At 65.1% G+C, this 23480-nt stretch carries 18 protein-coding genes; 4 read left to right on the plus strand and 14 right to left on the minus strand.

Features of this window, described 5'->3' with window-relative positions:
- Positions 1-107: 107 nt before the first annotated feature.
- Complete coding sequence (locus ABB26_RS06415) at positions 108-1286, minus strand: phosphoglycerate kinase (protein WP_057632858.1); 1179 nt, start codon at positions 1284-1286, stop codon at positions 108-110.
- 82 nt (positions 1287-1368) lie between these two features.
- On the opposite strand from ABB26_RS06415, the gene ABB26_RS06420 reads away from it, so the two are divergent.
- Positions 1369-1926: a GNAT family N-acetyltransferase gene (locus ABB26_RS06420; protein ID WP_057632859.1), complete on the plus strand. Its 558-nt coding sequence runs from the start codon at positions 1369-1371 to the stop codon at positions 1924-1926.
- A 73-nt stretch (positions 1927-1999) separates the two neighbouring features.
- Here ABB26_RS06420 and ABB26_RS06425 read toward each other — a convergent pair whose 3' ends face one another.
- From ABB26_RS06425 to gap, 3 genes are all read right to left on the minus strand, one after another.
- Positions 2000-3382: a DUF3999 family protein gene (locus ABB26_RS06425; RefSeq protein ID WP_057632860.1), complete on the minus strand. Its 1383-nt coding sequence runs from the start codon at positions 3380-3382 to the stop codon at positions 2000-2002.
- Complete coding sequence (locus ABB26_RS06430) at positions 3379-6090, minus strand: DUF2339 domain-containing protein (RefSeq protein ID WP_057632861.1); 2712 nt, start codon at positions 6088-6090, stop codon at positions 3379-3381. The genes ABB26_RS06425 and ABB26_RS06430 overlap by 4 nt, the downstream gene beginning before the upstream one ends.
- A gap of 249 nt (positions 6091-6339) precedes the next feature.
- Positions 6340-7341, minus strand: a complete 1002-nt coding sequence (gene gap, locus ABB26_RS06435; protein WP_057632998.1) for a type I glyceraldehyde-3-phosphate dehydrogenase — start codon at positions 7339-7341, stop codon at positions 6340-6342.
- A gap of 209 nt (positions 7342-7550) precedes the next feature.
- On the opposite strand from gap, the gene ABB26_RS06440 reads away from it, so the two are divergent.
- Both ABB26_RS06440 and ABB26_RS06445 read left to right on the plus strand, forming a co-directional pair.
- Positions 7551-8195 (plus strand): OmpW/AlkL family protein, encoded by a 645-nt coding sequence (locus ABB26_RS06440; RefSeq protein ID WP_057632862.1) that lies wholly within the window; start codon positions 7551-7553, stop codon positions 8193-8195.
- 114 nt (positions 8196-8309) lie between these two features.
- The gene (locus ABB26_RS06445) at positions 8310-9134 is read left to right on the plus strand and encodes a S1/P1 nuclease (protein ID WP_057632863.1); all 825 of its coding nucleotides are present in this window, start codon (positions 8310-8312) and stop codon (positions 9132-9134) included.
- A gap of 59 nt (positions 9135-9193) precedes the next feature.
- On the opposite strand, the gene ABB26_RS06450 is transcribed toward ABB26_RS06445, so the two are convergent.
- The 3 genes from ABB26_RS06450 to ABB26_RS06460 all read right to left on the minus strand — a co-directional run bounded on the left by ABB26_RS06450 (position 9194) and on the right by ABB26_RS06460 (position 11731).
- Positions 9194-9709 (minus strand): hypothetical protein, encoded by a 516-nt coding sequence (locus ABB26_RS06450; RefSeq protein ID WP_057632864.1) that lies wholly within the window; start codon positions 9707-9709, stop codon positions 9194-9196.
- An 89-nt stretch (positions 9710-9798) separates the two neighbouring features.
- The gene (locus ABB26_RS06455) at positions 9799-11373 is read right to left on the minus strand and encodes a TonB family protein (protein ID WP_161809015.1); all 1575 of its coding nucleotides are present in this window, start codon (positions 11371-11373) and stop codon (positions 9799-9801) included.
- A complete protein-coding gene (locus ABB26_RS06460; RefSeq protein ID WP_057632999.1) occupies positions 11360-11731 on the minus strand; it encodes a BlaI/MecI/CopY family transcriptional regulator in 372 nt (123 codons plus the stop codon). Before ABB26_RS06460 ends, ABB26_RS06455 begins: the two co-directional genes overlap by 14 nt.
- Before the next feature lie 121 nt (positions 11732-11852).
- Between ABB26_RS06460 and ABB26_RS06465 the strand changes: the two genes are divergently transcribed.
- Complete coding sequence (locus ABB26_RS06465) at positions 11853-13808, plus strand: acetyl-CoA hydrolase/transferase C-terminal domain-containing protein (protein ID WP_057632866.1); 1956 nt, start codon at positions 11853-11855, stop codon at positions 13806-13808.
- A gap of 202 nt (positions 13809-14010) precedes the next feature.
- On the opposite strand, the gene tkt is transcribed toward ABB26_RS06465, so the two are convergent.
- The 7 genes from tkt to ABB26_RS06500 all read right to left on the minus strand — a co-directional run bounded on the left by tkt (position 14011) and on the right by ABB26_RS06500 (position 23435).
- Complete coding sequence (tkt, locus tag ABB26_RS06470) at positions 14011-16017, minus strand: transketolase (protein ID WP_057632867.1); 2007 nt, start codon at positions 16015-16017, stop codon at positions 14011-14013.
- A gap of 173 nt (positions 16018-16190) precedes the next feature.
- Entirely contained in the window at positions 16191-17498 is a 1308-nt protein-coding gene (locus ABB26_RS06475; RefSeq protein ID WP_057632868.1) for a dicarboxylate/amino acid:cation symporter, read from the minus strand.
- Positions 17499-17562: 64 nt separating this feature from the next.
- A complete protein-coding gene (locus ABB26_RS06480; protein WP_057632869.1) occupies positions 17563-19248 on the minus strand; it encodes a BatD family protein in 1686 nt (561 codons plus the stop codon).
- A complete protein-coding gene (locus ABB26_RS06485) occupies positions 19245-21044 on the minus strand; it encodes a VWA domain-containing protein (RefSeq protein WP_245626153.1) in 1800 nt (599 codons plus the stop codon). Before ABB26_RS06485 ends, ABB26_RS06480 begins: the two co-directional genes overlap by 4 nt.
- Positions 21041-22042, minus strand: a complete 1002-nt coding sequence (locus ABB26_RS06490; RefSeq protein ID WP_152982580.1) for a vWA domain-containing protein — start codon at positions 22040-22042, stop codon at positions 21041-21043. Before ABB26_RS06490 ends, ABB26_RS06485 begins: the two co-directional genes overlap by 4 nt.
- On the minus strand, positions 22042-22497 hold the full coding sequence (locus ABB26_RS06495) for a DUF4381 domain-containing protein (protein ID WP_057632871.1): 456 nt from the start codon (positions 22495-22497) through the stop codon (positions 22042-22044). Before ABB26_RS06495 ends, ABB26_RS06490 begins: the two co-directional genes overlap by 1 nt.
- Positions 22494-23435, minus strand: coding sequence for a DUF58 domain-containing protein (locus tag ABB26_RS06500; protein ID WP_057632872.1), 942 nt, complete (start codon positions 23433-23435; stop codon positions 22494-22496). The genes ABB26_RS06495 and ABB26_RS06500 overlap by 4 nt, the downstream gene beginning before the upstream one ends.
- Positions 23436-23480 lie beyond the last annotated feature (45 nt).

Below are 23480 nucleotides of genomic sequence, written 5' to 3' on the forward strand. Positions count from 1 at the left end.
GTGACCCGTGGCGGAGCGGAGCAAGCGCAACGTATGTGGAATACGTGAGCATTGCGAGCACCGCACGCGGGTCACAGGGCGAGCGCAACAGGTTCGTGAGGACGCTCTCACGAACCGCGGGCCTCCAGCGCTGCGACTGCCGGCAAGGTCTTGCCCTCCAGGAACTCCAGGAACGCGCCACCACCGGTGGAGATGTAGCTGACCTGCTTGGCAATGCCGTACTTGTCGACCGCTGCCAGGGTGTCGCCACCGCCCGCAATGGAGAACGCACTGGAACTTGCGATCGCGCGGGCCAGTGCTTCGGTGCCCTTGCCGAACGCATCAAATTCAAACACGCCAACCGGGCCGTTCCACACCACGGTGCCTGCCTTGGCGATCAGCTCGGCGTACTGCGCGGCCGTCTGCGGGCCGATGTCCAGGATCATGTCGCCCGCATCAACAGCATCCACCGCCTTGACGGTGGCCGGTGCGTCGGCGGCGAAGGCCGGTGCAACGATCACGTCGGTCGGCAGCGGAATTTCAGCACCGCGTGCCTTCGCATCGGCGTCGATCTTGCGGGCGGTGTCGAGCAGATCGTTCTCGACCAGCGACTTGCCCACGCCATGGCCTTCGGCGGCGATGAAGGTATTGGCGATGCCGCCACCGACGATCAGCTGGTCCACCTTGCTCACCAGGCTGGACAGCAGTTCCAGCTTGGTCGAGACCTTGGAGCCGGCGACGATGGCCAGCAGCGGACGTGCCGGGTTGGCCAGCGCCTTGTCCAGTGCATCCAGTTCGGCCATCAGCAGCGGGCCGCCAGCGGCGACCGGCGCGAAGCGGATCACACCATGTGTGGAAGCCTGCGCACGGTGCGCGGTGCCGAAGGCATCCATCACGAACACGTCGCACAGTGCGGCGTACTTCTTCGACAGCGCCTCGTCGTCCTTGCTCTCGCCCACGTTCATGCGGCAGTTTTCCAGCAGCACGATCTTGCCCGGGGCCACTTCAACGCCGTCCACCCAGTCCTTGACCAGCGGCACGTCCACGTCCAGCAGTTCGGACAGGCGCTTGGCCACCGGCGCCAGCGAATCGGCCTCGCTCCAAACACCTTCCTTCGGGCGGCCCAGATGCGAGGTGACCAGCACGGCAGCGCCCTTTTCCAGCGCCAGCTTCAGCGTCGGCAGCGAGGCGGTGATGCGCTGTTCGGAGGTGATCTTGCCGTTGTCGTCGATCGGCACGTTCAGATCCTGGCGGATCAATACACGCTTGCCGGAAAGGTCGAGGTCGGTCATACGAACGATGGACATGGCAGGATCTGCTCCGCTGGGGGTGGGAAACCGCCATTTTCGCCCGCCCCGTCAGCTGGGGGCAAACCCAAGGGTCAATCCGATGCAGACACGTCTTCCCCAACCTGAACTGCGCAGCGACCGGCTGCGCCTGCGCGAAGTCCGCGACAGCGACGCCCCGGCGCTGTTCGCCATCCATTCCAATCCGCAGGTGATGCGCTACTGGAGCTACCCGGCCTGGACCGAACTGGCCCAGGCCGCACAGAAGGTGGCCGACATCCAGCGCCAGCGCCGCGAACTGGACATCCTGGTCTGGGCCATCGCCGATGCCGCCAGCGACCGGCTGATCGGTACCAGTGCGGTATTCGCGCTGGATCTCACGCAGGGCCGCGCCGAGATCGGCTACAGCCTGCACCCGGATTGGCAAGGTCGGGGACTGGCCATCGAGGCACTGCGGCTGATCCTGCAATACGCCTTCAGCGACCTGCACCTGCGTCGTGTGGAAGCCGATGCCGACCCACGCAATGAACCGTCGTGGCGGCTGCTGGAAAAACTGGGCTTCGTCCGTGAAGGCCTGCTGCGCGAGCGCTGGAACGTCAACGATGAAATCTGCGACACCGCGCTTTATGGCTTGCTGCGGCGAGATTTCAAAGCAGGCTGAAGCAGTAGAGCGGAGCCACGCTCCGCTGAGGCGTTACCGGTACAGCCCTTGCCGAGCATGGCTCGGCACTACCTCATGCTTCTTTTTTCTCCACGCGGCTGCTGCGCAACAGACTCAAAGCAAACCCGGCCACCGCCAGTGCGCCGATCACCAGCACCGCCCACAGCAGCACGTTCTTCCAATCGCGTGGCGGCTTTGCCGGCTGATAGGCGGCATCACCCGCGCGCGCGGCACTTCCGCCGAGCGTGGCGATTGCCGGCTGCCACTGCGCGCCATTGCGTGCACGCAAGGCGTCCAGCATCGGATCAAGTGTTACCTGCATCTCACTCACATTCGCGCTGCCCGCAACCAGCAGATACGGCGCACGCCCCTGCGCCAGGAACACCATGCTGCCGGGGCGGTAACCCAGTCGCAGCAACGGTGCTTCCGACGGCACCGAACCCGGCTCGGCCAACAATCGCCACTGCCGGTCGGTAATCACTCCAGAGGTTTCCAATGGTGGCGAATGCTGCAGCTGGCCAGCCTCACTCAAGCTCCAGGCGTTCCAACCACGCCGCAGCAGTTGCCAATCCGGGTTGTTGCCATCCGCGCCAGGGCGATCCGCATCGCGACTGAAGACGCTCCAGCTCACCGCACTGTTGGCCGGCATCCGCACGTCCATGCGCTGGATCGGCGGGCGTCCCTGCAACTGGTACTGATAACCGTCCTTGGCGCTGCCGCCGGCCGCGGCGGTCAGCTCCAGCCATTGCCAGTCACCGCTATCCACCGCATCGACGACTTCACCACGCAGCGCGCGCAGTGCCGGTGCGCTGGTTCGCTGCAGCGGCACCAGGCGCAGGTAACGCAGCGCGCTGTCCACCTTGATGGTGCTGTTGCGCAGCTCGCGGCCCTGGTTGCTCAACTGCACCAACCGCACCTGCGGGTCGAGCACCTGCCAACCACGCAGGTCGTCGCTGCCTTCCAACCGGTAGCCCAGGTCCAGCGACGCACCGGCATCGGCCCAGTCCACCCGCAGTGCACGTACCTTGCCGGCGTCATCGCCCAGATCCACCAGCCATACCGGTGCCGCAGCGCCAGCACTGCCACCGCTACCGACCGAATTGCGGATCGACAGCACCTTGCCGCGCGTGTCGCGCTCGACCACCACGCTCAGATCGTCATCGGCGGTGGCTGCCACCGGCAGCGCGAACCATTGCAGCTCCACCGTGCGCAGCGGCCCGGACAGCGGCATGGCAGCTGCATACACCGCACTCGCTACCTGCTTGCCATCGGCATCGATTACCCGCACATCGCGCAGGTCACGCCAATGCGCAGCGGCATAGACCGATGCATCCAACGGCACGCGATAAGCACCGGCGTCGGGCTGGGACAACTGCAATGGCCACTGTTGGGCGAAATCATCGGCGGCCTGCGCACTCAACGGCAGCAGTGCCAGCCACAGCAAACGCTTGATCATGCCGACGCTTCCTCATTGTTGTTCTTTGCTTCAAACACGCGGCGCGGCGGCGCCGGCGCCAGCCAGCCCACCAAGGTGCACAGCAAGCCGTAGGCGATGAAGGCACCGATGCCGAGAAGGTCGCCCAGGTTGCCGCGGTCAATCAGCAGCAGCTTGGCCAGCACCACGCCCATCAGGATCGCGCCGGCCAGCCACAAGCCCCACTGGCCGCGACGCGAGCCGGACACCCAACCGACCACGCCCAGCAGGCTCCACACCACGGTCAGGCTGGTCTGTGCCAGCTGGGTGCCGAGCAGAGTGTCATTCCACGGCTCGCCGCCCCAGTGGTGCACGGCGCGCAGCGTCATCACCGTGACCAGCACCAGCGCGGCAACCGCCATGCCCACCAGTTGCATGGGCGGAATACGCTCGCCGCGCCCTTCCCACAGGCGCATCGCAGCCAACACCAGCACGGCGATCTCGGCCAGCTCCAACGGATTGATCAGCACGATCCACGGCAGCGGCGCGGCACTGCCCGCGCTTGCCAACGAGGCCAGCCACCACAAGCCCAGCGCGCCGAATACCGCCATCTGCAATGCCGGCCGGTAGCGATCAAACGCCGCGCCCAGCGGCTGCGACAGCAACGTCCAGCGACGCATCGACAGTACCGCCAGCAGCAGCCACGGCAGTACCAGCAGCATGCCTACCCACCCTTCTGCGAGCTTGAATCGATCGCCGATGTGCCAAGCCAGCAGCGACAGCACCGTCGGCCACAACAACAGCCATGCCAACTGCGCCAGGCCGGCAATCGCACCGCTGCCGGCCCGCAGGCACAACAGGCTGCGAAGCCCAAGCACCGCAAACAACGGCCATGCCCAGGCACCATGACCGGCGAACGGCTGGCCATATTCGGACAGCTGCACGAACGCCAGCGGGAAGGCCAGCACCAGGCTGCCCAGCGTGGTCAGTGACAACGCAAATGCAGGCGCACGACGCTGAACTTCGGCCGCCAGCCAGCCGGTCACACCCAGCATCACCAGCAACGCATGCAGACGGCTTCCGGGGGTGACAAAGTCACCGATCTCCATGGTGAGGTTGCCCAGCCACCAGGCCAGGCCCCACACATACGCCACCGTGGCGACCTGCAACCTGCCAACACCGCGATACAACCAGGCCGTCGCGAAGCCGGCCAATGCGATCAACAAGGCGCCCATGAACGCGGCATTGGCAACGGCCATCTCCGCCTGCCAGATCGCGCTGCTGCCGATCAGCAACGCCACCGCGGCAGCCAGTTGCAGGCCAATGCCGCTCCAGCGCGCGAGGCGACGCTCCTGCATCAGGCCCAACCAGACCAGGCCGGCACCTTCCAACGCGAACACCGATGCGGTCGCGCGTGCCGACAAGGCCAGCGGCACTGCTAGCGTGGCGAAACCCACCGCGAGGATGGCGTAACCACGCGCCAATACATCCAGCCGTTCCTTGTTGATCAAGGCACGTGCCAGCACCGTATACAGCACCGCGACACCCAAGGCACACAATGCCAGCGGCATGCGCTCACCCTGCAGCAACCCCGCCTGCAGCGAGAAGGCGATCAACGGCGTACCGAACAGCAGGCAACCATCGATGCGCGCACTGCCCGGGGTGGCCACCTTGCGTGCGTACAGCAGCGGCAGCAGCAGATAGAACACGAAGAACAGCACCAGGAACGGCTCGGTGCTGTTGAACTTGGCTGGCGAATAATCCATCACGCCCCATGCCGTACCAATGCCCCAGGTAAACGCGAAGCCCAGCAGATTGAGGATGCGCCACGGCCGCACCCAGGCAATAGCGAAGATGCCGGCGTTGAGCAGCGCGTAGTACGAGAACAGGCCGACATGATTGCCGCTGTCACTGGACAGCCAGATCGGCGCCATGAAACCGGCCAACACGCCCAGGATGGCCAGCGTGCGCGACTCCTGCAGCACCGCCATCACCGACAAGCCGGCAATCAGCACGACGCTGATCGCGAATGCCGGCCCGGCATCGATCAGGCTGTAGTTCTTGAACGCGGCAAACACGGTCAACAGCAATACGCCGATGGCGCCGCCCTGTAGTGCCAGGGCGAAGGTGCGATGACTCTCGCGCTTACGCCAGGCGAACACCAGCCCGGCCAATGCGGCGGCACTGATTGCCGCCAGACGGAACTCGATCGGCATGCTCAGCCAACCCTGGTCGCTGGCATACTTCAGCAGCGCCGCGACGCCGGCCAGCAACACCAGCATGCCGACCTTGACCGGCACATTGCCGCTGGTGAACCACTGTTTGATGTGCTCGATGCCACGCTCGATGAAGTTCGGCTCGGCCGGGGCGGGCGGCGCCCATTCCTGTGCCGTGCGCTGCACCGGGTCCGGCGCGACGCGGGCGGGGAGTGGCCGGGAGGGTTCCGGTAGCGGCGGCAACGGCGGCGCGCTGACCGGCACTGAAGGCGCTGCCGGCGTTGGCGTCTGCTGATCGTCAAATGATGGGCGGGGCGGCACTGGCGCGACGCGGGGTGCCGGTTCGCGCTCGGCAAACGGCGGCACGGCCGCTTCGGCCGGCACTTCATTGCGCGGGGAATGCACGGCGGCTTCCAGCGCGGATACGCGCCGCTTCAGCGATGCCACCTGTAGCAGGGCCATCACCAGCAGCACGGGCACCAGCAGCGCCACCGCCAGCAGCAACAATCCCCAAAACACCAACGTGTCGTCCATTTCCCGTCCTTGTCCCCAAAGGGGTGCCGCACCACCTTATCCACGCGCGATGGAAACGCAAGGTGCGCGGGGTCAAGGGATGAACTGGGGCAAGACCTGATCGGCGGGGTGGCAGGCAAGGCCCAGCGGAGCGCGGCTTCGCTCTACCGGCTGCCAGGCAAGCGGCGATGCCGGGCCTGTTCCGACTGGCTGGCGGCAAAAGAAAAGGCGCCTTCAAGGCGCCCTTTCTTCATTCATGCAACGTGTGGATCAGGCGGCAACAACGCGCACCATTTCCAGGCACTTGTTGGAATAGCCCCACTCGTTGTCGTACCAGCTGACCAGCTTGACGAAGGTGCCGTCCAGGGCGATGCCGGCGTCGGCGTCGAACACCGAGGTGTGGGTCTCGCCACGGAAATCGGTGGCGACCACCTTGTCTTCGGTGTAGCCCAGGATGCCCTTCAACGCGCCTTCGCTCTGTGCCTTCACTTCGGCGCAGATCTCGGCGTAGGTGGCTTCCTTTTCCAGCTCGACGGTCAGGTCGACCACCGACACGTCCGAGGTCGGCACGCGGAAGCTCATGCCGGTGAGCTTCTTGTTCAGTTCCGGGATCACCACGCCGACCGCCTTGGCTGCACCGGTGGAGGACGGAATGATGTTTTCCAGGATGCCGCGGCCGCCACGCCAGTCCTTGTTGGACGGGCCGTCAACGGTCTTCTGGGTGGCGGTCGCCGCATGCACGGTGGTCATCAGGCCGCGCTTGATGCCCCACTTGTCGTTGATGACCTTGGCCAGCGGGGCCAGGCAGTTGGTGGTGCACGAAGCGTTGGAGATGATCGCCTGGCCGGCGTAGGTCTTGTCGTTGACGCCGAACACGAACATCGGCGTGTCGTCCTTGGACGGGGCCGACAGGATCACCTTCTTGGCGCCCGCATCAATGTGCTTCTGCGCGCTGACCTTGTCCAGGAACAGGCCGGTGGATTCGATGACGACATCGACGCCGACTTCGTCCCACTTCAGGTTGGACGGATCGCGCTCCTGGGTCAGGCGGATCTTCTTGCCGTTGACCAGCAGGTCCTTGCCGTCGACCGCGACATCAGCCTTGAAACGGCCATGCACCGAGTCGTACTTGAGCATGTAGGCCAGGTAGTCCGGCTCCAGCAGATCGTTGATGGCCACGATCTCGATGTCGTTGCCGAAGTTCAACACTGCCGAACGCAGCACGTTGCGCCCGATGCGACCGAAACCGTTGATGCCGACCTTGATTGCCATGTTCACAAGCTCCTGCAGCCGCAAACCCGTTGCGGCGGGGTGGAAAGGGGCCGCCATTCTAGCAGCACAGCCCGCTCCCACCGTCCTTGCCAGGTGTCAGCACGGCTGACTACCGACTGAGCGCAAACGCTTGTTTGATCAGGATCAAAGCGGCTGCCGGGCGCTGCCGGGACACTGGCGCCACCTCCACCACGTAACGGAATCACAACATGCGCAAGACCTCCGCTCTGTTGCTCTCCGGCCTGGCTGCCGCCATGGCCCTGGCCGCCGCTCCCGCCATGGCCCAGTCCAAGGGCGACTGGACCCTGGGCGTCGGCGTGCACGCCGTCGATCCGAAGTCCGATGCGGGCGACCTGAACGGCTCTGCCCTTGGCTTGGGCGCCCTGCCGACCAAGGTCGACAGCAGCGTCCGTCCGACCGTCACTTTCGAGTACTTCGTCGCCGACAACGTGGGCATCGAAGTGCTGGGTGCCCTGCCGTTCAAGCATGAAGTCAGCATCGACGGCGTCGGCAAGGTCGGTGAAACCAAGCAGTTGCCGCCGGTCGTCTCGCTGCAGTACCACTTCGCCAACAGCAGCAAGGTCACCCCGTTCGTCGGCCTGGGCGTGAACTACACCAAGTTCTTCAGCACCGACAGCAAGGGCGCCCTGGCTGGCACCAAGCTGAAGCTGGAAGACTCCTGGGGTCTGGCCGCGCACGCCGGCCTGGACTTCGCACTGAGCGAAAAGGGCGCACTGCGCGTGGACATGCGCTGGGCCGACATCGACACCAAGGTGAAGGTCAACGGCGCCAACCTGGGCACCGCCAAGATCGATCCGCTGGTCTACGGCGTGGCGTACGTTTTCAAGTTCTGAGCCACACGATAGATCCGCAAGGCCATCACACCGCTCCCCCGGGCCTGTCCGGCGGGGGCGGTTTCGCCATATGCGGCATGCAAACAGATGCGCCGGTGCCGCTAGAATGCGGCGATGAAACCGTTTTCTCTCCGCGCATTCCCGCTGCTGCTCGCCGCAGTTGTCACCACCGCGCTCATTCCCGGGCATGCCTGGGCGTGGGGTGCACAAGGCCACCGGCTGGTGGCGCGGGTGGCCGAACCGTTGTTGGACCCGCAGGCGAAAGCCGAAATCCAGCGTCTGCTTGCGACCGAACCCGGCGCCACGCTCGACAGCATCGCCCCCTGGGCTGACCAGCTGCGGGCGCAGGATCCGAGCCTGGGCAAGCGCTCGGCAGGCTGGCACTACATCAACATGGGCGAAGAAGGCTGCACCTATGTGCCGCCCAAGCAGTGCCCGGACGGTAATTGCGTCGTCGAAGCGCTCAAGGCCCAGTCTGCTCTGCTTGCCGATCGCAGCAACGCCGATGCCGCACGCCTGCAGGCATTGAAGTTCGTGGTGCATCTGATGGGTGACATCCACCAGCCGATGCACGCCGGCTACGGTCATGACCGCGGCGGCAACACCTATCAGCTGCAGTTCGATGGCCGCGGTACCAACCTGCACTCACTGTGGGACAGCGGCATGTTCTATGCCCAGCGCCGCGACGATGAGCAGTTCCTACAGCAGCTGCTCGCCCTGCCCGCCCCCGACGGCGTCGGCCGCCCCGAACTGCAACGGGATGCGCCGCGCTGGGCCGTGCAGTCCTGCCATATCGCCATGCGCCCGGGCGTCTATCCGACCACGCGCAAGCTGGACGAGCACTACGCAGACACCTGGCGACCAGTGGCCGAAGCCCAGGTCCGGTTGGCCGGTGAACGCCTGGCAGCGCTGTTGAACACGCTGCTCGACCGCTCCTGAGCCTGGCAGCCGATGGAGCGCCGCGGTGCTTCATCGGCGACACCCTTGCCGCAGCTGATTCAGCGCACACCCGTCTGGCTGCGCACCCGGGCCTCGCCTTTCACCACCTCAAAGGTGAAGGCATACAACAACGTCACCGGCACCTGCTCCACCCGCACCGCACCGGTGCAGTCGCCTTGTGCGATGGGCGTGCTCCCGGGGCTGAAATGGCAGATGGCCGCCGGCCGGAACGTCCACTGCGTTGCCGCCGCAATCGACGCCTGCAGCAGCGAGGCGTGTTCCAACTCTCGCCCCGCCGTGCAGCTGGCATGTTCCAGCAGCGGCTCCACCCGCTCGACCTGCCCTTCCGCAGCAATGATCACGCGGACGCAAAGTGTTGTCGGCGGCAAGGTCTGCCGCGCGTAGTCGGCGGGCATGACCGGTGGCGGTGACTGCACGGGCTCAGGCATGCGGAAGGTCTCGCTCGCGGCCAGCCTATAGGCCTGGACCGCCCCGGCGGCGGCGCCGCTACTTTCTGGCGTGAGCAGGCGCTGGCCGACGTTGTAGCGGTTGTCGGGATCTTCGATCACCGGCATTGTGGTCACGCACCCTGCCAACGCCATGGCAAGAACCGCAGCACATCCCGCACGAGCGCCGAGTCGCGAAGTCACATGTGGCGTGCGGATCAAGAAGTCACTTCCGAGGTTTCCGTCTCGGTCTTGTCCATGTCGAAGCGCACCGGCACCCGCACCTGCCCGGCAACCGCCTCGCCATCTTTGCTGCCGGGATTCAACGTCCAGCCACGCGCGGCTTCCACTGCGGCGGCGTCCAGATCGGCGTGACCGGAACTGCTGTCGACCACCACACCGGTCACCGCGCCATCGGCCGCCACATCGATCTTCAACCACACCTCACCGGTATGCATGCTGGGCGGATAGCGTGGCGGTGACATCGTCGCGAAGCTGGGGATGCTGGCGGGTGTCGACTGCGGTTCCACCGAGATGCGCCCCTTGCCCGCAGCAGTACCCTGGTTGGCGGAAGCCACCCGCGACACCCGCAATGCGACGTCCAGTACCGAGCGACCATCGGCCGTGGACACCTTCACCCCGGCAGGTGCGTCGGCGGCGATCAACAGAACCGGACGCGACACCACCACGCCATCGGCCTTCAACTCACCGCTCAAGCGCAACTGACCAGCATCGGCAGCCTCCAGCGTGAACTCGGCATTCCAGCTCACCCCCTTGCCTGACTGCAGGGCGAAGGCGAACGGCTTGCCGGCATGTTCGCGGATCTGGAACTGCTGACGTTCACCGTCCGCATCCACCTCCAGCGCCACCGCGTGCAGCGCGCCCACCGATGCGATCTCCTGCCTGGTCGGCTGCGCGGCCCACGCCGCATAACCCAGCCCGGACGACACTCCCAACGACAACATCACCATCGTTACCCACTGCTTCACACCGGGAACCGGACGTTTCAACATGGCAATACGCTCCTTCAATGGATGTGGACTCTGCCAGTGGCAACCCACCGGCAGTGGGGATGACGCCAAACCGGTCTTGAGCATGGCGCTGCCATAACTGCGGCGTTCGCCGCCAACGCGGGCGACAACGCGTTCGTCGCACGAAAGCTCCTGGTCATCCCGGCAGCGACGCAAAGCGAACGGCAACAACGGATTGAACCAATGGATGCATTGCATCACCGCCAGCAACGCGTTGACGACGATGTCGCCCCGGCGCACATGCAGTTGCTCATGCAGCAGTACCAGTTGCTGTTCCTGCACTGTGTAACGTTGCTCGAAGCCTGCAGGCAATACGATCCGCGGCCGCCACAGATGCATTGCCGCCGGCAGACCGAGCACCGCCTGCGCCTGCCAGAAACCATCCGCACGGCGTTCGACGCGGCCCAGGCCACGCACGAAACGGCGTTGCTGGCGGATCAATCCCACGGCCGTCAGCAGCACGCCGCAGGCCCAGATGCCGGCCAGCAGCAACGGCCAGATCGGCAACGCCTTCATGGGTGCAACGAAGGCCGTGACGGTGCCTGACGCCGTACCAGCGGCATGCATTGCAGTGGCCACGACACGCGGCGCGGGCAACAGCACCGCCGCTATTGCCACCGGTACCGCCAACCACAGCAGATACGCAGCGCTGGCTCCCAACCAATGACGCACCGGGCGACGCAACAGCATCACCATTGTCATCGCCGCGCTGGATGCCAAGGCTGTCATCAGCACCCCGTAGAGAAGCTCAGTGCTGCTCATCATCAAGCCCCTCCAGCAGTTTGCGCAGTTCGGCCACGTCATCGCGCGTCAGCTTCTGATGCTGGCTGAAATGCGCCACCAGCGGCGCGACACGGCCATCGAAAAGGCGGTCAATCAAACTGCTGCTTTCCTCCAGCACCCAGGCATCACGCTCGACCAGCGGCGAGTAGCGATAGCGACGTCCCTCCTTCTCCGCAGCGATCGCGCCCTTGTTGAGCAAGCGGTTGAGCAGGGTCTTGACCGTCGCCTCGGCCCAGTCGTTGCTGCGCGGCAAGCGCGCCATCACCTCGTCGGCGGACAACGGATGTTGCCCCCACAGAACCTGCATCACGACGGCTTCTGCTTCGCTGATCTGGATCATCGTTTACGCCTGTAATTTTTACCGATTACATAAGTAAACAACCACCCTGTCAAGTCCCTGCACAGGCCCTCGATATGGCCCGTGCTGTAATGCTCAGACGCCGCAGGAGCCGGACCCCATGCCGCACTACGTCACCGATCTTGATGCCGCCGTGGACTGGCTGCTGACCCGCACGCAAGGCCCGTTGCGCATCGCCGCGCCGTTGGCGCTGGGCAAACCGCACCGCCTGCTCAATACCCTGTATTCGCGGCTGGAGGTTGATGCCTCGCGCCCGTTGCAGCTGTACACCGCCCTGTCCCTGAATCCGCCGCAGGCCAAGGGTGATGGCCTGGAAGCGCGCTTCCTGCGGCCCTTCGTCGAACGGCATTTCGGCATCGATTTCCCCCGCCTGGCCTACGCCGATGCCATCGCCCGCGATGCCCTGCCCGCGCACGTACAGGTGGAGGAGTTCTACATGCAATCGGGCGCCCTGCTCGGTTCCGCGCAGGCGCAGCGCAACTACACCAGCCTCAACTACACCCATGCCGCCGATGCGGTGGCGCAACGTGCGCCGCACGCCATCGTGCAGAAAGTCGCCTTCCGCGAAGGCAGCACGCGATTGTCGCTGTCCTGCAACAACGACATCACCCAGGACACGCTGGATGCCATCCACGCGCGTGGCCTGCCACGCCCGCTGCTCATCGCCGAAGTGGACCCGCAGCTGCCCTGGCTTGATGGCAGCGCCACGGTGGAGCCAGACTTCTTCGATCTGGTCGTGGTGCCGCCCGGTCCTTACCCGCATCTGTTCGGCCTGCCGCGACAGCCGGTCAGCGATGCCGACTACGCCATTGGCTTCCATGCGAGCGCACTGGTCCGTGACGGCGGCACGCTGCAGATCGGCATCGGTACGCTGGCTGATGCACTCAGTCATGCACTGGTATTGCGGCATACCGACAACGCGCGTTATCGGCGGATTCTGCGCGCGCTCGACCCACAGCTTGCCGACCATCCGATGGTGCAGGAGGCCGGCGGATTGGGGCCTTTCGAGATCGGCTTGTACGGCTGCAGCGAAATGCTCAACGAGGGCTTCCGCGTCCTGGTGCAGACCGGCGTGATCCGCCGCAAGGTACTTGAAGACCTCGCGGTGATGCAGCGCTTGGCCAATGGCAGTGCCTATGGCTCCGACCACGCCACACTCGCTGCCGAAGGCCAGTACCTGCATGGTGCCTTCTATCTCGGTTCGCCGGAATTCTACGACTGGCTGCGGCACCTGCCCGAGGACGAATCCCGCGCGATCGGGATGCGCCGCATCAGCGAGATCAATCAACTCTATGGCGGCAACGAAAGCCTTGAACGCCTGCAACGCCGCGACGCACGCTTCTTCAACTCGTGCATGATCGCCACCACACTGGGCGCGGCGGCTTCCGATGCGCTGGAAGATGGTCGTGTGGTGTCCGGTGTCGGGGGGCAGTACAACTTCGTGGCCATGGCACATGCGCTGCCGGACGCGCGCAGCATCCTGATGTTCCGCGCACTGCGTGATGATGCCGGCAAGGCGCAATCCAACGTGCGCTGGAGCTACGGGCACACCACCATTCCGCGACACCTGCGCGATATCTTCATCAATGAGTATGGGGTCGCCGACCTGCGTCATCGCACGGATGAAGAATGTGTCGTTGCGATGACCGGCATCGCCGACGCGGCATTTCAGCACGCATTGCTTGAACAGGCGAAGGCCTCCAGGAAGCTCGACCTCTCATTCACCGCACCCGAGGCCTGGCAGCGGAATCGCCCCGACGTACTGCGTGCTGCATTGGCGCCCTTCCGTAGTGATGGCAGCCTGCCCGACTACCCGCTCGGCAGCGACTTCACGCCCCTTGAGCAGGACCTGTTGCGGGCGCTGACCTGGCTCAAGGCAAACACGCGCACATACCGCGACAAGCTGCGCGCAGCGGCGAGTGCGATACGCCAGCCGGCCGGTGAGAATGACGCCATGTACCTGCAGCGGATGGGACTGGAATCCCCGAAGCACCTCAGCGAATGGCTCGAGGCAAAACTGTTGCGTCTGGCGCTGGCAAGAACCGCACACAACTGATCCATCAACGCGAATCGATCCAACTGCGGAGCAATGCTCCGCCCCGCCCGAAGTCGGGCAACGCGATATCACTGAAATTGCGCCGGACCTGATCCCGGACCTGATCCCGGACCACGAAGAAGCATTGCCGGTATTGCCGGCAGACCAACAGAAAGGCCGGGTAATCCCCGGCCTTTCTGCTGTCTCAAACCCACCACAGCGATCAGTTGGCGACGACGGCCTTGGCAGCGGCAACCACGGCTTCGGTGGTGATGCCGAAGTGCTGGTACAGCTTGTCGGCCGGGGCCGAGGCACCGAAGGTATCCAGACCGATCACCGCACCGTCCAGGCCCACGTACTGGCGCCAGAAACCGGTGACACCAGCTTCCACGGCCACGCGTGCACGGATGGCATTGGGCAGCACGGATTCGCGGTAAGCCGCGTCCTGGCGGTCGAACACGTCGGTGCAGGGCATCGATACCACGCGGACCTTGATGCCGGCAGCGTCGAGCTCGGCCTTGGCCGCCATGGCCAGACCAATCTCCGAGCCGGTGCCGATCAGGATCACATCCGGCGTACCAGCCGCGTCGGCCAGCACGTAGCCGCCGCGTTCGATCTGCTTGACCTGCTCGGCGCTGCGCTGCTGCGGGGCCAGGTTCTGGCGACTGAAGATCAGGCAGCTCGGGCCATCCTTGCGCACGATGGCAGCCTTCCAGCTGACCGCCGATTCGGCGGCATCGCACGGGCGCCACACATCGTTGTTGGGGATGTAGCGCAGCGAGGACACATGCTCGACCGGCTGGTGGGTCGGGCCGTCTTCGCCCAGACCGATCGAGTCATGGGTGAACACGTGGATGACGTGCGCCGGGATCAGCGCGCTCATCCGCAGCGCGTTGCGGGCGTAGTCGCTGAACACCAGGAAGGTCGCGTCGAACGGCAGGAAACCGCCGTGCAGGGCCAGACCATTGGCGATGGCGCTCATGCCGAACTCACGCACGCCGTAATGCACGTAGTTGGCGTTAGGGTCTTCGCCGACCACGGTCTGCGCGCCCTTCCACAGGGTCAGGTTGGAACCGGCCAGGTCGGCCGAACCACCGATGATTTCCGGCAGCAGCGGTGCGAAGGCCTGGATCGCGTTCTGCGACGCCTTGCGCGAGGCGATGTTCGGCGCTTCGGCCTGCACCTGGGCGATGTAGGCATCGGCCTTGGCAATGAAGTCGTCCGGCAGCTCACCGTGCGAACGGCGGGTCAGCTCTTCGGCCTGTTCCGGGAACTGGGCGGCGTACTTGTCGAACAGCTGTTCCCACTCAGCCTGGCGCAGCGTGCCGGTACCGCCTGCACGCCAGCCGGCGTAGATGTCTTCCGGAATCTCGAACGGGGCATACGACCAGTCCAGCGCCTTGCGGGTGGCTTCCAGTTCGTCCTTGCCCAGCGGTGCGCCGTGGCTGGATTCCTGGCCGGCCTTGTTCGGCGAACCAAAACCAATCGTGGTCTTGCAGCAGATCAGGGTCGGCTTGTCGAACTGCGACAGCGCCTGCTCGATGCCGGCCTTGATGCTTTCCGGATTGTGGCCGTCGACGCCGCGCACCACGTTCCAGCCATAGGCTTCGAAACGCTCCGGGGTGTTGTCGGTGAACCAGCCTTCCACTTCACCGTCGATGGAGATGTTGTTGTCATCCCAGAAGCACACCAGCTTGCTCAGGCCCCAGGTGCCGGCCAGCGATGCGGCTTCGTGCGAGATGCCTTCCATCAGGCAACCGTCGCCCATGAACACCCAGGTGCGGTGATCGACGACTTCAAATTCCGGGCGGTTGTAACGCTGCGACAGCAGCTTCTCGGCCAGTGCGAAGCCCACGGCGTTCGCCAGACCCTGACCCAGCGGGCCGGTGGTGGTTTCCACGCCCGGGGTTTCGTGACGCTCCGGGTGGCCGGCGGTCTTGCTGCCCAGCTGGCGGAATGCCTTGAGCTGCTCGATCGGCAGGTCGTAGCCGCTCAGGTGCAGCAGCGCGTAGTGCAGCATCGAGCCATGCCCGTTGGACAACACGAAACGGTCACGGTTGAACCAGTTCGGGTTGTTCGGGTTATGGCGGTGGTAATCGTTCCAGAGCACTTCGGCGATATCGGCCATGCCCATCGGCATGCCGGGATGACCGGACTTGGCGGCTTCGACCGCATCAGCGGCAAGAAAACGGATGGCGTTCGCCAACTGGCGGCGGGTGGGCTGCGTCATGGTTTCGTCGGAATCGGGAGGCTCCCGCGGAACTGCGGGCGGCCTATTGTCCCACAAGCCACCGCGCGGTTCAGGCCAGAACGCCCGCCCGAAGCGCCCGCTTTCGCCATCTACACAAAGCAGAACGGCCACCTGTTCAGGTGGCCGTTCCGGCTTGCAGTCAGGCTGAAGACTTACTCGCGGGAAGCCTGCCCGGCCATGCTTTCATCGCTTTCACCACGCGCCACCAGGGTGGTCAGGGCCAGGTCGCCCGTGACATTGAGCGCGGTACGGCACATGTCCAGGAAGTGGTTGACGCCCAGGATCAGGCCAATGCCCACCGGATTTACGCCGACCATCGCGCAGATCAGCGCCACCACCGGCAGCGACCCGGACGGCACGCCCGCAGTGCCAATACCGCCCAGGATGCAGACCACCATCACCATGAACTGTTGGCCGATGCTCAGGTCCACGCCGAAGAACTGCGCCAGGAAGATCACCGTCACACCCTCGAACAGCGCGGTGCCGTTCTGGTTGGCGGTGGCACCCACGGTCAGCACAAAGCGCGACACTTTGTGCGGGAAGCCCATCTGGTCAGCCACCCGCAACGCGGTTGGCAAGGTCGCGTTGGACGAGGCGGTAGAGAACGCCATCAAGGTGGCTTCCTGGGTCTCGCGGAAGAACTTCAACGGCGAGCGCCCGGCCAGCTTCACCGCGATGCCGTAGCTGACAAACATGTGCAGCGCCAGCGCCAGCACCACCACGCCCACGTATGCACCCAGCTTGATCAACAGGCTGAAACCGAAGATGGCCGCCAGGTTGAACATGAAACAGGCCACCGCGTAGGGCGCCAGGCGGATGACCAGATTGATCAGGGTCATCGAGATTTCAAACAGGCCTTCGATGGCCTTGCGCAGCGTGGCGACCTTTTCGGCCGGCGACAGCACCATGCCGACGCCCAGCATCAAGGCGAAGAACATCAGCGACAGGATCTTGCCGTTGTCGGAAGCCGCTTCGAGCACGTTGTTCGGCACGATCGACAACAGCATTTCCAAGCCCTTAGGCTGGGAGCCGACACCGGCCACGATCTCCTTGCTGCGTTCGGCGTTCTCGGCCAGCAACTGCGCGGCCACGGCCGGGTCCACGCCCGCACCGGGCTTGAACAGGTTGACCAGCACCAGCCCGATCAACACCGCCACACCAGACAACACGATGGTGTAGGCCAGCGACTTCCAGCCGATGCGGCCCAGCGAACGGATGTCGCCCATCTCCGACACACCCATCACCAGCGCCGAGAAGATCAGCGGCACGATGAGCATGAAGATCAGGCTCAGGAACAACCCCGATACCGGCGTCGTCAGATACGTCGTCACCGCATGCACCCACGGCGCCCCCGGACTCACCGTGTGCACGATCAGGCCAAGCAGCAGACCGATGCCGAAGCCGATCCCAATCTTCCAGTGGAACGGCATTTTCGTGCGTGGCGTTGCGGCGTTGGCCATCGTGGGTTTCCCTCCAGAGAATTATTCAGCTTAACAGACGGTATACAACCGCCCTTTTCAGCTTTCATCCCGGATATAGAGGGTCGAGCACGGGTTTTTCCGCCATTGCCCGGCCACGCCAATGCGGCCCCTGGCGGAAAACCTCGCGCAGGCGTGCCCTGGCTGCCGCCACATCACCCTCGCCTGCCCAGCGTGCCCGTTGCATGCGCTCCAACGCCTGGCGCTGTGACTCATCGTCAAGTTTGGCCATCACCGCGTCCAGATCATCCACGCCCGCCATCGCCGCAAGAATGTGGACAACCTCATCCAGACCGCCCACATCCAAGGCACGGCGCAGGTCGGCCGAGCTGTAACGCGAACCGTGTGTCCCCACAACGCGGGGTGCTTCACGCTCGCCCTGAGCGCCAGCGGCCCGGCGCGATAATCCCCAGACAAGGGTGACCAGCCACAGCAAGGCGAAGCCCGCTGCCAGGGCTGGCCACACCCATGGACGCACGGCTGCCGACGCGGCCACGGCCAGGGCTTCGTCCGGCACGGCCGCAGCCGCCGCTGCCGGCTGTACCAATGGCGGCGCGGCGATCCCGCCGGCGCCTTGCGTGATCTGCAACTGCAGGTCCGGCAAGGTGGCGGTCCGCGCCTGCCCGGCCTGCACATCCCACCATTCCATGCCGATACCCGGCACGGTCAGCGTGCCCGGCTGCTGCGGCACGATGGAGTACCGTCGTGTCAGCTTCAGCTGTGGACTGCCGCCATTGAAGGTTTCGTCGTACTGCGGCGGCTCGGCAAACACCTGCGCACTATCACCGAGCGAGGGCACCGGTAGTTCGGGGAACTGCGCCTTGGTCACGCCGTTGGCCGTGGCCTCGACCACGATGGTGGTCGCTTCACCGGTACGGCCCTGCCGGGGTGCTGCGGTGTAGCGCAGCTGCAGGCCTTTGAGCGGCAGCCATGGCTGCGGCGCATCGGCCGGTATGGCCCTCACCTGCAGTGTCTGGTCCGGCCCGCGGGCACTGAGCTGGCCGTTGTCACGGCCGAAGAAATCATCGAAGAAGCCACCCACTCCCTGGCCGCTGAAACGTGCACCCGTGACCTGCAGCGGACCGCTGCGTTCGGGCACAAGCAGGAAGCGACGCTCGACCACGTTGTAACGACGGCCGCCGATCTCACGCGTCGAGGTGCGGTCATCACCGACCCGCTGCAGCGAGGCGCCGGCCGGCGTATCCAGCACCAATTCACCGGAGGCCAACTGGGTGGCGAAGAACAAGCGCACCACCACGCCCACGCTCTGCTGCACGTAAGGCTGGGTGACGTCGACATCGGTTTCGATGAAGGCCAGCGCATTGCTGTCACGGCTGGCAACCGGTGCCTGCGTTACCACCAGCTGCATCGGCGCCGTCTGCGCGTTGCCCACACGCAACGCGGGAATGATCAACGTACCGGTTCGCTGCGGCGACAATGCAACCGCAAACAGGGCGGTGTTGCTGACCGCACCGTTGCGCATCTGCATCTGGCGGCTGCTGCTCTGGTTGCTCAATGCGAAATCCGCACGCAACGGCGCGTAATCCGGCACCCCACCCTGGTCGGTTTCGATATTGAGGGTGACGGTTTCGCCCTGGCTGATGCTGTCCCGGTCCAACCAGGCGCGGGTCTGTGCATGCGCCATGCCCACGCTCATGCTCATGCTCATGCTGGCGAGAAGGCACAACAACACCCATCGGTTGAACTTCCGGTACCTGCTACCTGTACTCATCGCCGTTCCCGCATCCGTCGCTCGTACTCGAGCTGGAATTTCGCCTTCAGCAGATCGCCCGGCTCATCCGGTACGCGCTGCATCCATGCTTCCACCGCCTGCTGCTGCTCGCGTTGCTGCGGCGTCATCGCCGCGCGCGCGGCAGCGGCCTCGTCTGTTTCGTTTCCTGCCTGGCCCTGACGCTGACGCTGACGCATCGCTTCCTGCATGCGCTGACGCTGGGCCTGGTCGGCCTGCTGCTGCTTGCCGGCGTCCTCGCCTTCCGGCTCGCCCGATTCCTGACGTGGCTTGCCTTGGTCACCTTGCTGCCCTTGCTGGCCAGCGTCTTTGCTGTCGGACGATTGCGGCTGCCCCTGCTGCGAGGAATCGGATTGCTGCTGGCCTTGTTGCTGTTGGCCCTGCTGCGGATTCGGCGTTTGCTGGCCTTGTGAATCCTGACCCTGCTGCGGTTTCTGCTTGCCCTTGTCGCCCTGTTGCTGATCCTTCTGGTCCTGCTGCGACTTGCGCTTGCGCGCGGCGTCCACGGCTGCACGATTGGCGACGGCATCTTCCATGTCCGGATGCAGCTTCAACGCACGGTCATAGGCATTGATGGCGTCATCCAGACGGCCCTGACGCGCCAGCGCGTTGCCAAGGTTGTACCAACCCTGGTCCGAATCGATGCCCTCGAACCGCTTCTGCGCGGTGGCGAAATCACCTTGCCGGTACGCATCCACGCCTTCGCTCAGCCGCTGATGCTGCAGTTGGTCAGCACGTTGCCACCACCCGCCCTGCTCGGCGGCCGCTGCCGGCTGCATCATCGGCAGCAATGCACACAGTACGAACAGCGGCAACACCCGGCGCGGACGTCGGAAGGCAAACAAGGCCAGCAGCAACAATGGCAGCAGCAGCCAATACCCCTCGTCCTGCCAGGATCTGCCCTGCTCGCTCCGCTGCCGGCTGCTGGCTTGCGCCTGTGGCTGCAGCACGTCCAGTGCCTGCAGGTCGGCATCGGTGCCGGCAAGACGCTGGTAACGCCCCCCCCCGGCAACCGCCAGTGCCCGCAGCGATGTCTCATCCAGATGCGCATGCTCGATACCGCCGCGCGAATCACGATAGGACGCACCCTGCAGACTGCCCAGACCAAGTACCGAAACCTCATGCCCGGCCGCGCGCAGCTGCGCCGCAGCGGTCACGGCTGCGGCATCGGCATGATCGGTCAGCAACAGCACATCCCCGCTGCGCGCGCCGGATTGTTTCAGCAGGTCCCCCGCCCATGCCAGCGCACGGTCTGTTTTCTGCCCATCCAACGGCATGACTTCCGGTGCCAACGCATCCAGAAACAACGCGACATTGGCCGCATCATCGGTCAGCGGTGCCACGGTGAAGGGCTCCCACGCATAGGCAATCAATGCCACTTCGCCGCCTTTGCGTTCACGCAGCAAGCTGGCGAGCTTGGCCCGCACCTGCAGCAGCCGCGATGGCGGCAGATCCGGCGCACGAATGCTGCTGGAAAGATCCAGCACGATCACCAACGGCGTCTTGGTTTCCCACAACGGTTGCTCCACCTGTCGCCAACTTGGACCGGCCAGTGCGAGCACCGCCAGCAGCAAGCCCAGCGACAACGCCACGCGCCCCCACCATCGGCGCTTGCTGGTACCGGTGAGCAGGTGTGGCAACAGGTGTGCATCCACCGCTTCGTGCCAGCGGCTGCGACGCCGCTGCAGGTAACTATTGCCCAGCAATGCCAGCGGCACCAGCAACAGTGCCCACAACCATTCCGGACGCAGAAAATGCAGCTGCTGCCAAAGATTCATGCGCGCAGCCCCCGCCATGCCAGCCCCAGCACGCCGAACAGCAGGGCCATGCTCAATGGCCAGCCGTAGCGTTCGATGCGCGGGCGCACCGCCGGGCCCGCACTCTGCACCGGCTCCAGCCGATCCAGTTCAGCGTAGATGCCGGCCAGTTCGTCGGTATCGCGCGCGCGGAAAAAGCGACCACCGGTTTCGCTGGCGATCTTGGACAGCGTGTCCTCATCAACCGGGTCCTCGCCGCCTGGCAACTGCACGCCGAACAACGACGCCTGCCCGGTGCCCCCAAAAGCCACCGTGTAGACGCGTACGCCTTCGGCCTTGGCCAACTCCGCCGCTTTCAACGGTTCCAGCACACCGGCGGTGTTGAGGCCGTCGGTGAGCATGATCACCACTCGCTGCCCTTCCGGCTGTTCACGCAGGCGCTTTACCGACAGTGCGATCGCATCACCCAGTGCTGTCTCGCGACCGGCCAGGCCCACCACGCTGTCGCGCAACTGTTCGCGCACCGAGGCACGGTCGGCAGTCAGGGGGGTAAGCGCGTAGGCACGTTGACCGAATACGACCAGACCGATGCGATCACCCTCACGGCGATCCAGGAAGTCGGCAAGCACGGCCTTGGCGGCAGTGAGGCGATCCACGATGCGCCCGCCGAGTTGCATGTCGGGCTCTTCCATGCTGCCGGACAGATCCACCGCCAGCATCATCTGCCGCGCTTCATGGGGTGGCTCCACCGGTTCGCCCAGTTGCTGCGGCCGCGCGGCCGCGGCACATAGAAACACCCAGGCCAACCCCAGCAACATCGCGCCCAACCAGGCACCACCGCGTCCCCGGGCTATCTGCAGCTGCAGGCGTGCAGGGTCATAAGGCACGCGCAATGCCGGCGCGTTCTCATCGCGCAACGGCCACCAACGCATCAGTACAGGCAAAGGCAGCAGCAGCCACATCCAAGGCCAGGCAAACTCCGGCCAGCCAACGGGCAGCATGTCGAGCAACGCCTGCATCAGCGCTTCCCCGCCATCAATTCAAGAAAACGTGTCCGCGCCAATCCACACGCGCGCTCGACGGCTTCTGCATCCACCTGCGGGCGGAAGCCACCTTCCAGCAGCACCCGCCCCTCCCCCTTGCTGAAGGCGTCGCCTTTGCGTCCATCCAGAAATCGCAGCCACGCCTCGCCGTGCAGCAACACCGCCTGCGCATCGACGCTGCGTGATGCACGGCGCAATAGTTCTGACGCGGCGGCCAAGCGCGAGGGGCCGCTATCACTGGCAACCAATTGCTGATCAAACACCTGCGCCCAACGCTGCAGCCGTCGTTGCCGGATCAGATACATCGTGGTGATCGCTGACACAACCAGGATCACCACCGCGATCACCAGCCACCAGCCTGGCGCCAACGGCCACCAGCCGGGTGCCGGAGGCAGGTGCACGTCCCGCAGTGGCAGTTGTGCGGCAATCATGCGGACCTCCGAAGACCCGCCGTGCCCAACCAGGCATCACTGGCGTCATTGCTGCACAAGGTACTGACGCGGATACGGCGGCCGGGCAGCTGCCGCAGCAGCGTTTCCACCGGCCCGATCAACGCGTCATGCCAGGCACTGCGCACCGCCTCAGAACTCAGATCAAAGCGCATCCGCCCCGCTGACGTCGCCACCGGCAACACGCATTGCGGCGGCGATATTTCCAACGGATCCACCAGCAACAGCAGCTGCACTTCCACATGCATGGACAATGCCGACCACACCGCAGCAGGCACGGCAGACGCGCTAGCCGGATCGGCCAGCACCACCGCACGCGCACCCGGATGCAACACGCGCGCGGCACGCTCAAGTGCAAACTGCAACCCGGCGTCATCGGCCTGCGGTTCGGCGTACCAGCGGGTGAGTGCATCCAGCACACGCAATGCCCCTCGCGTTCCACCCGCCGGCGGCACCAGCGATTGCTGACGGCTGCCGCGCAACGCGGCGAGGCGATCCCCGTCGCGTAGCGCTGACCAGGTCGCCACCGCGCCAGCGCGAGCAGCCTGCACCGATTTGAAGCGCACGCGTGTTCCGAAGTACAGCGCAGGCGCGGTATCGGCCACCAGCAGGGTGACCCGTTCGCGCTCGGTCTGGAACGTCTTGGTGTGGGTGGCGTCAGTGCGTGCGGTGAGTTTCCAGTCGATATGACGGGCATCATCACCGGCCACGTATTCACGGGACTCGGCGTACTCCATGCCACGTCCGCGCATCGTCGACGCCGCTCGCCCGCTCACCGCGTAATGTCCGCGCCGCGCCTGGCGCCCTTGCATCGCGGTCCGGCGCAGGGCGATCAGTTCGGCCAGCTGCGGCCGGGTACCGGGCTGCAACTCGTCGCCATGTTCAACGCGCGCATGAGCGCTGGAAGCCTGGTTAGTCATCGCAGGCCCCGGGGCGGGAATCAGTTGGATTCAAAGGGGAAATGC

Origin of the sequence: Stenotrophomonas humi (assembly GCF_001431415.1) — a bacterium.
Classification (GTDB): Bacteria; Pseudomonadota; Gammaproteobacteria; order Xanthomonadales; family Xanthomonadaceae; genus Stenotrophomonas; species Stenotrophomonas humi.